Genomic DNA, 9240 nt, shown 5'->3' with positions numbered 1-9240 from the left:
GAAGGGGTGCATCATGGCAATCGTTAAATGCAAACCGACTTCCGCGGGCCGCCGTTTTGTGGTCAAAGTGGTCGGTCAGGAGCTGCACAAAGGCGCTCCTTATGCTCCGCTGCTTGAGAAGAAGTCGAAGTCTGGCGGTCGTAACAACAACGGTCGTATCACCACTCGCCACATCGGTGGTGGTCATAAGCAGCATTACCGTCTGGTCGATTTTCGCCGCAACAAGGATGGCATTCCTGCCATCGTCGAGCGCGTCGAATACGATCCAAACCGTACTGCTCATATCGCGCTGCTGAAGTACGCGGACGGTGAGCGTCGCTATATCATCGCGCCGAAAGGCGTGGCGGCTGGCGATCAGCTTCTTTCCGGCGTCAACGCGCCGATCAAGGCTGGCAACAGCCTGCCGCTGCGCAACATTCCGCTGGGTTCCACCGTTCACGGTGTCGAGCTCAAGCCGGGCAAGGGTGCTCAGATCGCTCGTTCCGCTGGTGCTTCGGCTCAGCTGGTTGCGCGTGAAGGTGCCTATGTGACCCTGCGTCTTCGCTCCGGCGAGATGCGTAAAGTGCTGGCTGAATGCCGTGCGACCCTGGGCGAAGTCTCGAATGCCGAGCACAGCCTGCGTTCGCTGGGTAAGGCCGGTGCCAAGCGCTGGCGTGGCGTTCGCCCGACCGTTCGCGGTGTGGCAATGAACCCGGTCGATCACCCCCACGGTGGTGGTGAGGGTCGTACCTCCGGTGGTCGTCATCCGGTGTCGCCATGGGGCTTCCCAACCAAGGGCGCGAAAACTCGCTCTAACAAGCGCACCGATAACATGATCGTCCGTCGTCGCAAGTAACTAGAGGGATACGACAGTGCCGCGTTCTCTGAAAAAAGGTCCTTTTATCGATCTTCACCTATTGAAGAAGGTCGAAGTGGCGATGGAGAAGAATGATCGCAAGCCAGTTAAGACCTGGTCGCGTCGTTCGATGATCCTGCCGCAAATGGTCGGTTTGACCATCGCTGTGCATAACGGCCGTCAACATGTTCCCGTTCTCGTGAGCGAAGACATGGTCGGTCACAAACTCGGCGAGTTCGCTGGTACCCGCACTTATCGCGGGCACGTAGCGGACAAGAAAGGCAAGCGCTAAGGGGTAAGGAAAGATGGAAGTAGCCGCTAAGTTGTCGGGCGCTCGCATCTCCGCCCAGAAAGCCCGCCTGGTCGCCGACCAGATCCGCGGGAAGAAGGTGGGCGAAGCGCTCAACCTGCTGGCTTTCAGCAGCAAGAAAGCCGCCGAGATCATGAAGAAAGTGCTGGAGTCGGCCGTTGCCAACGCCGAGCACAACGAAGGCGCTGACGTGGACGACCTGAAGGTTTCCACGGTCTTCGTCAACGAAGGGCGTTCGCTTAAGCGCATCATGCCGCGTGCCAAAGGCCGCGCTGATCGCATCGTCAAGCGGTCTTGCCATATCACTGTCAAGGTTGCGGACAAGTAACGGAGTCGATCAGATGGGTCAGAAAGTACATCCCACTGGCATTCGCCTGGGAATCGTCAAGGAGCACACTTCCGTCTGGTACGCAGACGGTCGTACGTACGCCGATTATCTGCTTGCAGATCTGAACGTACGTGAGTACCTCCAAGACAAACTAAAAAGCGCGTCCGTAAGCCGTATCGATATCCATCGTCCGGCTCAGACAGCACGCATCACCATCCACACCGCTCGTCCCGGCATCGTGATCGGCAAGAAGGGTGAGGATGTCGAGAAGCTGCGTCAGGACCTGACCAAGAAAATGGGTGTGCCGGTGCACATCAACATCGAAGAAATCCGCAAGCCGGAACTCGATGCAATGTTGGTAGCACAGAACGTCGCTCAGCAGCTGGAGCGTCGCGTGATGTTCCGTCGCGCCATGAAGCGCGCCGTACAGAACGCGATCCGCATTGGTGCCAAGGGCATCAAGATCCAGGTGAGCGGTCGTCTGGGTGGGGCTGAAATCGCCCGTACAGAATGGTATCGGGAAGGTCGTGTGCCGCTGCACACCCTGCGTGCCGATATCGACTACAACACCTACGAAGCGCACACCACCTACGGTGTGATCGGCGTTAAGGTCTGGATCTTCAAAGGCGAAGTAATTGGTGGTCGCCATGAAGAGCTCAAGCCGCAAGCGCCTGCGCCTCGTAAAAAAGCTGCCAAGTAAGGAGTACGCCAAATGTTGCAACCAAAGCGTACAAAATTCCGCAAGCAGATGACCGGTCACAACCGTGGCCTGGCACAGCGCGGTAGCAAAGTCAGCTTCGGCGAGTTCGCTCTGAAGTCTGTCGCTCGTGGTCGTCTCACCGCGCGTCAGATCGAGTCCGCACGTCGTGCGTTGACCCGTCACGTGAAGCGTGGCGGCAAGATCTGGATCCGCGTCTTCCCCGACAAGCCTGTCACCAAGAAGCCCCTGGAAGTCCGGATGGGTAAAGGTAAGGGTAACGTCGAGTACTGGGTAGCCCAGATTCAACCGGGCAAGGTGCTCTACGAGATCGAGGGTGTTTCCGAAGAGCTGGCGCGTGAGGCTTTCGCCCTGGCTGCTGCAAAGCTGCCGCTCGCCACCTCCTTTGTTAAGCGGACGGTGATGTGATGAAAGCGAATGAGCTTCGTGAAAAATCCGCTCAGCAGCTGAACGAGCAACTGCTCGAGCTGCTGCGCGACCAGTTCAATCTGCGCATGCAGAAAGCAACTGGCCAGTTGGGGCAGTCTCACCTGCTCTCGCAGGTCAAGCGCGACATTGCTCGTGTCAAGACTGTGCTCAACCAGCAGGCAGGTAAGTGATCATGGCTGAAGTTGAAAAGACTGTCCGCACGCTGACTGGCCGCGTCGTCAGCGACAAGATGGACAAAAGCATCACCGTACTGATCGAGCGTCGCGTCAAGCACCCGATCTACGGTAAATACGTGAAGCGTTCGACCAAACTGCACGCCCACGACGAAACCAACCAGTGCCGTATTGGCGACAAGGTCACTATCCGCGAGACTCGTCCGCTGGCGAAGACCAAGTGCTGGATGCTGGTTGATGTCGTTGAACGTGCCGTCGAAGTCTAAGGGCTAGGGGTCGGAGAAATTATATGATTCAGACTCAATCAATGCTCGATGTGGCGGATAACAGTGGCGCTCGTCGCGTCATGTGTATCAAGGTGCTCGGTGGTTCGCACCGCCGTTACGCCGGCATCGGCGACATCATCAAGGTTACCGTCAAGGAAGCGATTCCGCGTGGCAAGGTCAAGAAAGGCCAGGTAATGACTGCTGTTGTAGTCCGTACCCGTCACGGTGTTCGTCGTCCGGACGGCTCGATCATCCGCTTCGATGGCAATGCTGCTGTTCTGTTGAACAACAAGCAGGAGCCTATTGGCACCCGTATTTTCGGGCCGGTGACGCGTGAACTTCGTTCCGAGAAGTTCATGAAGATCGTCTCGCTCGCGCCTGAAGTGCTGTAAGGAGAAGCCGCATGCAAAAGATTCGTCGCAACGACGAGATCATCGTCATCGCCGGCAAAGACAAGGGCAAGCGCGGTAAGGTGCTTCGGGTTCTCGCTGACGACCGTCTGGTCGTCGGTGGTATCAACCTGGTCAAGCGTCATACCAAGCCGAACCCGATGTCGGGCGTTCAGGGCGGTATCGTCGAGAAGGAGGCCCCATTGCACGCCTCTAACGTCGCTATCTTCAACGGTGAAACCAACAAGGCTGACCGCGTTGGGTTCAAGGTTGAAGACGGCAAGAAAATTCGTGTCTTCAAGTCGACCCAAAAGCCGGTTGAAGCTTGAGACTGCTAGGTAGATAACCATGGCACGACTAAAAGAAGTTTATCGGAAGCAAATCGCTCCCAAGCTGAAGGAAGAGCTCCAGCTTGGCAACGTGATGGAAGTTCCGCGCATCACCAAGATCACCCTTAACATGGGGCTCGGCGAGGCGATCGGTGACAAAAAGATCATCGATAACGCCGTCGCTGACCTTGAAAAGATCACCGGCCAGAAGGTCGTCGTGACTCACGCTCGCAAATCCATCGCTGGCTTCAAGGTCCGCGAAGGTTGGCCGATCGGCGTCAAGGTGACCCTGCGCAGCGATCGTATGTACGAATTCCTGGATCGTCTGCTGTCCATCTCCCTGCCTCGGGTTCGCGACTTCCGCGGCCTGAATGCCAAGTCGTTCGACGGCCGTGGCAACTACAGCATGGGCGTGAAGGAGCAGATCATCTTCCCGGAAATCGATTACGACAAGATCGATGCCCTGCGTGGTCTGGATATCACTCTGACCACTACTGCTCGGACGGATGATGAGGGTCGTGCGCTGCTACGTGCCTTCAACTTCCCGTTCCGTAACTGATTGGAGTAGGTGCATGGCTAAGCAAAGCATGAAGAACCGCGAGCTGAAGCGTCAGCAAACGGTTGCCAAGTACGCTCAGAAGCGTGCCGCGCTCAAAGCGATCATCGCCAGCCCGGAGTCCACTCCGGAAGCGCGTTGGGAAGCTCAGGTTGCGCTGCAGAAGCAGCCGCGTGATGCGAGCGCATCCCGTCTGCGTAACCGCTGCCGATTGACCGGTCGTCCGCATGGTGTTTATCGCAAGTTCGGTCTTGCACGTAACATGCTGCGTCAGGCCGCTATGCGCGGTGATGTACCAGGTCTGGTCAAGGCCAGCTGGTAAGATGGCGGTCCGGCCATGTGCCGGGCCCGCTGTTTTCAATCAAGCCCCTTATGGGGCTTGATTCGTTTCTGGACTATCTCTAGAATGTCCGGCTCGCCCGAGTCACGCCCCGAGGCGTCGACTGTTCTGTCTGGCGACACGAGCCCTAGCGGGCTTATTTTTTTGTTTTAGGAGCCAAGAGCCCATGAGTATGCAGGACCCGTTAGCGGACATGCTAACTCGTATCCGTAATGCCCAGATGGCCGAAAAGTCCGTCGTAAGCATGCCGTCTTCCACCCTGAAGGTGGCTGTAGCCAACGTTCTTCAAGGTGAAGGCTATATCGCAGGATACAACGTCAGCAGCGACGCCAAGCCGCAGCTGTCTATCGAGCTTAAGTACTTCGAAGGCCGTCCGGTCATCGAGGAGCTCAAGCGCGTAAGCCGTCCTGGCCTTCGCCAGTACAAATCCGTTGATCAGTTGCCGAAGGTTCGCGGCGGTCTGGGTGTTTCGATCGTGTCCACCAACAAGGGTGTGATGACTGATCGGGCTGCTCGCGCTGCTGGCGTCGGCGGCGAAGTGCTCTGCACAGTGTTCTAAGGGGGGATAAGCATGTCTCGCGTTGCTAAGAACCCCGTCAAGCTGCCCGCCGGTGTTGAATTCAACATGTCTGGTCAGCGGCTTTCGGTAAAGGGTGCCAAGGGTACTCTCGAGCTGAATGTGCACTCGTCCGTGGAAGTTATTCACGAGGCTGGTGAGCTTCGTTTTGCTGCGCGTAATGGCGATCAGCAGAACCGTGCCATGGCCGGTACCACCCGTGCGCTGGTTAACAACATGGTGATCGGCGTTAGCCAGGGCTTCGAGCGCAAGCTCCAGCTGGTTGGTGTTGGTTACAAGGCGCAAGCCAAAGGTCAAGTGCTGTCCCTGGCTCTCGGCTTCTCGCATCCGGTGGAATATGAACTGCCGCAAGGCGTTACCGCTGAGACCCCCAGCCAGACCGATATCCTGATCAAGGGTGTCGACAAGCAACTGGTTGGTCAGGTGGCTGCTGAAATCCGTGATTTCCGCCGTCCTGAGCCTTACAAAGGCAAAGGCGTGCGTTACTCGGACGAAGTGGTCCGTCGTAAAGAAGCTAAGAAGAAGTAGGGCATAGCAAATGAGCGTAAAGAAAGTTACTCGTCTGCGTCGCGCTCGCAAGGCACGCCTGAAGATGCGCGAGCTGGAAACCGTACGCCTTTGTGTGTACCGCTCTTCCCAGCACATCTACGCCCAGGTCCTTTCGGCCGACGGCGGCAAGGTCCTGGCCTGCGCCTCGACTCTCGACAAAGAACTGCGCGGCGGAGCCACCGGCAACGTCGACGCTGCCAAGAAAGTTGGTCAGCTGGTCGCTGAGCGTGCTAAGGCCGCAGGTGTCACCCAGGTGGCGTTCGACCGTTCTGGCTTCAAGTACCACGGTCGTGTCAAGGCACTGGCTGATGCTGCTCGTGAAGGCGGGCTGGAGTTCTAAGTTATGGCATATAACGAGCAAAAGCGCGACGAAGGCTACATTGAGAAGCTGGTTCAAGTTAACCGCGTCGCCAAAACAGTAAAAGGCGGCCGTATCTTCACTTTCACCGCGTTGACCGTGGTGGGTGATGGTAAGGGTCGTGTCGGTTTCGGTCGTGGCAAGTCCCGCGAAGTGCCGGCTGCTATTCAGAAGGCCATGGAGGCGGCTCGCCGCAACATGATTCAGGTCGATCTGAACGGTACCACTCTGCAATACGCCACCAAGGCCGCGCATGGCGCTTCCAAGGTGTACATGCAGCCTGCTTCCGAGGGTACCGGTGTCATCGCCGGTGGTGCGATGCGCGCCATCCTGGAAGTGGCCGGCGTGCAGAACGTCCTGGCGAAATGCTACGGCTCTACCAATCCTGTGAACGTGGTTCATGCCACCTTCAAGGGCTTGAAGGCCATGCAGTCGCCTGAGTCGATCGCTGCCAAGCGTGGCAAGAGCGTTGAGGAGATTTCCTGATCATGGCTAACACCGTCAAGGTCACGCTGATCAAAAGCGTCAGCGGTCGTATCCCCAATCACAAGCTGTGCGTCAAGGGTCTCGGCCTGCGTCGCATCGGTCACACCGTCGAAGTTCAGGACACTCCTGAAAATCGCGGCATGATCAACAAGGCTTATTACATGCTCCGTGTGGAGGGCTAAGCCATGCAACTGAACGATTTGCGTTCTGCGCCAGGCGCCCGTCGCGAAAAGCTGCGTCCGGGCCGTGGCATCGGTAGCGGCCTCGGCAAGACCGGTGGTCGTGGTCACAAGGGTCAAACTTCCCGCTCCGGCGGCAAGATCGCGCCCGGATTTGAAGGCGGTCAGCAGCCCTTGCATCGCCGTCTGCCAAAGTTCGGCTTCGTTTCGCTGAAAGCCATGGATCGCGCCGAAGTGCGTACGTCCGAGCTGGCCAAGGTAGAAGGCGACGTCGTTTCTGTGCAGAGCCTCAAGGATGCCAACGTCATCAACCAGAACGTTCAGCGGGTGAAGATCATGCTGTCGGGCGAGGTTGGTCGCGCTGTAACACTGAAAGGCATCGCCGCCACCAAAGGTGCGCGTGCGGCTATCGAAGCAGCTGGCGGCAAGTTCGAGGAATAAATGGCTAAGCAAGGTGCTCTCTCCGCTCTGAGTAATGGCGGGCTGTCTGAACTCTGGGCTCGTCTGCGTTTTCTGCTGATGGCGATCATCGTCTATCGTGTTGGCGCGCACATCCCGGTGCCGGGTATCAATCCCGACAGGTTGGCCGAGCTGTTCCGTCAGAACGAAGGGACCATCCTTAGCCTGTTCAACATGTTTTCCGGTGGTGCGCTGGAGCGCATGAGCATCTTTGCGTTGGGGATCATGCCGTACATCTCGGCATCGATCATCATGCAGCTCATGACTGCGGTCAGTCCCCAGCTGGAGCAGTTGAAGAAGGAAGGCGAGGCCGGGCGTCGCAAGATCAGCCAGTACACGCGCTACGGTGCGCTGGTGCTGGCGCTTGTTCAGGCGATCGGTATGTCGGTAGGGCTCGCTGGTCAGGGTGTCGCGTTCAGTGCGGACTTCGGCTTCTACTTTGTAGCGGTCACGACGTTCGTGGCGGGTGCCATGTTCATGATGTGGTTGGGTGAGCAGATCACTGAGCGAGGTGTCGGTAACGGCATTTCCATGTTGATCTTCGCCGGCATCGTGGCAGGAATCCCGCGTGCGCTGGGGCAATCCTTCGAGTCTGCGCGGCAGGGCGATGTCAATATCATCGCGCTGCTGGCTGTCGGGCTGCTGGCGGTCGCTATTATCGGGTTCGTGGTATTCATCGAGCGTGGTCAGCGGCGAATAGCCGTTCATTATGCGAAGCGTCAGCAGGGTCGGAAGGTCTTTGCTGCGCAGACGAGCCACCTGCCGCTGAAAGTGAATATGGCGGGGGTCATCCCTGCGATTTTTGCTAGCAGCATTCTGCTGTTTCCGGCATCGCTGGGGCAGTGGTTTGGGCAGTCCGAGAAAATGAGCTGGTTGGCTGACATCTCTCAGGCCATCGCTCCTGGCCAGCCGCTGAATATCTTGTTGTTCAGCGCCGGTATCATCTTCTTCTGCTTCTTCTACACGGCATTGATGTTCAATCCGAAGGATGTCGCGGAAAACCTGAAGAAGTCCGGTGCGTTTATCCCGGGGATTCGTCCTGGTGAGCAGTCCGCGCGCTACATCGATGGTGTGCTGACTCGCTTGACCATGTTCGGCGCCCTGTACATGACGGCTGTATGTTTGCTGCCGCAGTTTCTTGTGGTGGCTGCAAACGTGCCGTTCTACCTTGGCGGGACGTCGTTGCTGATCGTGGTTGTGGTTGTTATGGACTTCATGTCCCAGGTTCAATCGCACCTCATGTCTCATCAGTACGATTCCCTGATGAAAAAAGCCAATCTGAAGGGCTATGGCAGCGGAATGCTCCGCTAGTCAGCCCATAAGGTTCCAGGAGTTGGTCATGAAAGTTCGTGCATCGGTCAAAAAACTGTGCCGCAACTGCAAAATCGTCCGTCGCGAAGGCGTTATTCGGGTGATCTGCAGCGCAGAACCGCGTCACAAACAGCGCCAAGGCTGATTGTTGGGCTAAGGCTCGGGCCCGGCAGCTAGTGCGCTGCCGGGTTGATTATTTGTTATTACAGCGTTAGTATCTCGCGCCCTTTTCTTGGCTTCCGGGGCGTTGGGTAGCTGTCAATTGGAGTTTCACTGAATGGCCCGTATTGCAGGCGTAAACATTCCGGATAACAAGCACACTGTTATCTCGCTGACCTACATCTATGGTGTCGGTCGCACTCGTGCACAGACCATCTGTGCAGCTACCGGTGTAAACCCGGCAGCAAAAATCAAGGATCTTTCCGACGAGCAGGTCGAACTGCTGCGTGGCGAAGTGGCCAAGTTCATCGTTGAAGGTGACCTGCGTCGCGAAGTCAACATGAAGATCAAGCGCTTGATGGACCTGGGTTGCTACCGCGGCCTGCGTCATCGTCGTGGTCTGCCGGTACGCGGTCAGCGCACCAAGACCAACGCTCGCACCCGTAAGGGTCCGCGTAAGCCGATCCGCAAGTAATCGCGTTAGCGCAT

20 protein-coding genes are annotated in these 9240 nt (G+C 57.3%); all 20 read left to right on the top strand.

The window, feature by feature from the left end:
- The first annotated feature begins 13 nt into the window (after positions 1-13).
- The 20 genes from rplB to rpsM all read left to right on the top strand — a co-directional run bounded on the left by rplB (position 14) and on the right by rpsM (position 9226).
- The gene (gene rplB / locus KVO92_RS22285) at positions 14-835 is read left to right on the top strand and encodes a 50S ribosomal protein L2 (RefSeq protein WP_217477757.1); all 822 of its coding nucleotides are present in this window, start codon (positions 14-16) and stop codon (positions 833-835) included.
- 16 nt (positions 836-851) lie between these two features.
- Entirely contained in the window at positions 852-1127 is a 276-nt protein-coding gene (gene rpsS, locus KVO92_RS22280) for a 30S ribosomal protein S19 (protein WP_021209376.1), read from the top strand.
- Positions 1128-1140: 13 nt separating this feature from the next.
- Complete coding sequence (gene rplV, locus KVO92_RS22275) at positions 1141-1473, top strand: 50S ribosomal protein L22 (protein WP_003103908.1); 333 nt, start codon at positions 1141-1143, stop codon at positions 1471-1473.
- Positions 1474-1486: 13 nt separating this feature from the next.
- Positions 1487-2173, top strand: a complete 687-nt coding sequence (gene rpsC / locus KVO92_RS22270; protein ID WP_021209375.1) for a 30S ribosomal protein S3 — start codon at positions 1487-1489, stop codon at positions 2171-2173.
- A 12-nt stretch (positions 2174-2185) separates the two neighbouring features.
- Positions 2186-2599, top strand: coding sequence for a 50S ribosomal protein L16 (gene rplP, locus KVO92_RS22265; RefSeq protein ID WP_021209374.1), 414 nt, complete (start codon positions 2186-2188; stop codon positions 2597-2599).
- Entirely contained in the window at positions 2599-2790 is a 192-nt protein-coding gene (gene rpmC / locus KVO92_RS22260) for a 50S ribosomal protein L29 (RefSeq protein WP_003289209.1), read from the top strand. The genes rplP and rpmC overlap by 1 nt, the downstream gene beginning before the upstream one ends.
- A 2-nt stretch (positions 2791-2792) precedes the next feature.
- Positions 2793-3059, top strand: coding sequence for a 30S ribosomal protein S17 (rpsQ, locus tag KVO92_RS22255; protein WP_029404618.1), 267 nt, complete (start codon positions 2793-2795; stop codon positions 3057-3059).
- 23 nt (positions 3060-3082) lie between these two features.
- On the top strand, positions 3083-3451 hold the full coding sequence (rplN, locus tag KVO92_RS22250; protein WP_003289207.1) for a 50S ribosomal protein L14: 369 nt from the start codon (positions 3083-3085) through the stop codon (positions 3449-3451).
- 11 nt (positions 3452-3462) lie between these two features.
- Positions 3463-3777, top strand: coding sequence for a 50S ribosomal protein L24 (gene rplX / locus KVO92_RS22245; protein WP_019339971.1), 315 nt, complete (start codon positions 3463-3465; stop codon positions 3775-3777).
- A gap of 19 nt (positions 3778-3796) precedes the next feature.
- Positions 3797-4336 (top strand): 50S ribosomal protein L5, encoded by a 540-nt coding sequence (rplE, locus tag KVO92_RS22240; protein ID WP_217477756.1) that lies wholly within the window; start codon positions 3797-3799, stop codon positions 4334-4336.
- A gap of 13 nt (positions 4337-4349) precedes the next feature.
- Complete coding sequence (gene rpsN / locus KVO92_RS22235; RefSeq protein ID WP_217477755.1) at positions 4350-4655, top strand: 30S ribosomal protein S14; 306 nt, start codon at positions 4350-4352, stop codon at positions 4653-4655.
- 184 nt (positions 4656-4839) lie between these two features.
- Entirely contained in the window at positions 4840-5232 is a 393-nt protein-coding gene (rpsH, locus tag KVO92_RS22230) for a 30S ribosomal protein S8 (protein ID WP_003281824.1), read from the top strand.
- Between the two features lie 12 nt (positions 5233-5244).
- Entirely contained in the window at positions 5245-5778 is a 534-nt protein-coding gene (rplF, locus tag KVO92_RS22225) for a 50S ribosomal protein L6 (RefSeq protein ID WP_217477754.1), read from the top strand.
- Positions 5779-5788: 10 nt separating this feature from the next.
- A complete protein-coding gene (gene rplR / locus KVO92_RS22220) occupies positions 5789-6139 on the top strand; it encodes a 50S ribosomal protein L18 (protein WP_217477753.1) in 351 nt (116 codons plus the stop codon).
- A 3-nt stretch (positions 6140-6142) separates the two neighbouring features.
- Positions 6143-6643 (top strand): 30S ribosomal protein S5, encoded by a 501-nt coding sequence (gene rpsE / locus KVO92_RS22215; protein ID WP_019339966.1) that lies wholly within the window; start codon positions 6143-6145, stop codon positions 6641-6643.
- Positions 6644-6645: 2 nt separating this feature from the next.
- The gene (gene rpmD, locus KVO92_RS22210; protein WP_003281818.1) at positions 6646-6825 is read left to right on the top strand and encodes a 50S ribosomal protein L30; all 180 of its coding nucleotides are present in this window, start codon (positions 6646-6648) and stop codon (positions 6823-6825) included.
- A gap of 3 nt (positions 6826-6828) precedes the next feature.
- Positions 6829-7263: a 50S ribosomal protein L15 gene (rplO, locus tag KVO92_RS22205; protein WP_159969087.1), complete on the top strand. Its 435-nt coding sequence runs from the start codon at positions 6829-6831 to the stop codon at positions 7261-7263.
- The gene (secY, locus tag KVO92_RS22200) at positions 7264-8592 is read left to right on the top strand and encodes a preprotein translocase subunit SecY (RefSeq protein WP_217477752.1); all 1329 of its coding nucleotides are present in this window, start codon (positions 7264-7266) and stop codon (positions 8590-8592) included.
- Positions 8593-8620: 28 nt separating this feature from the next.
- On the top strand, positions 8621-8737 hold the full coding sequence (gene rpmJ, locus KVO92_RS22195; RefSeq protein ID WP_021209367.1) for a 50S ribosomal protein L36: 117 nt from the start codon (positions 8621-8623) through the stop codon (positions 8735-8737).
- 132 nt (positions 8738-8869) lie between these two features.
- Positions 8870-9226, top strand: a complete 357-nt coding sequence (rpsM, locus tag KVO92_RS22190) for a 30S ribosomal protein S13 (RefSeq protein WP_014854208.1) — start codon at positions 8870-8872, stop codon at positions 9224-9226.
- Positions 9227-9240 lie beyond the last annotated feature (14 nt).

It is taken from the genome of Stutzerimonas stutzeri, assembly GCF_019090095.1.
GTDB lineage: Bacteria > Pseudomonadota > Gammaproteobacteria > Pseudomonadales > Pseudomonadaceae > Stutzerimonas > Stutzerimonas stutzeri_AN.
This window is presented reverse-complemented; position numbering and strand designations above follow the sequence as displayed.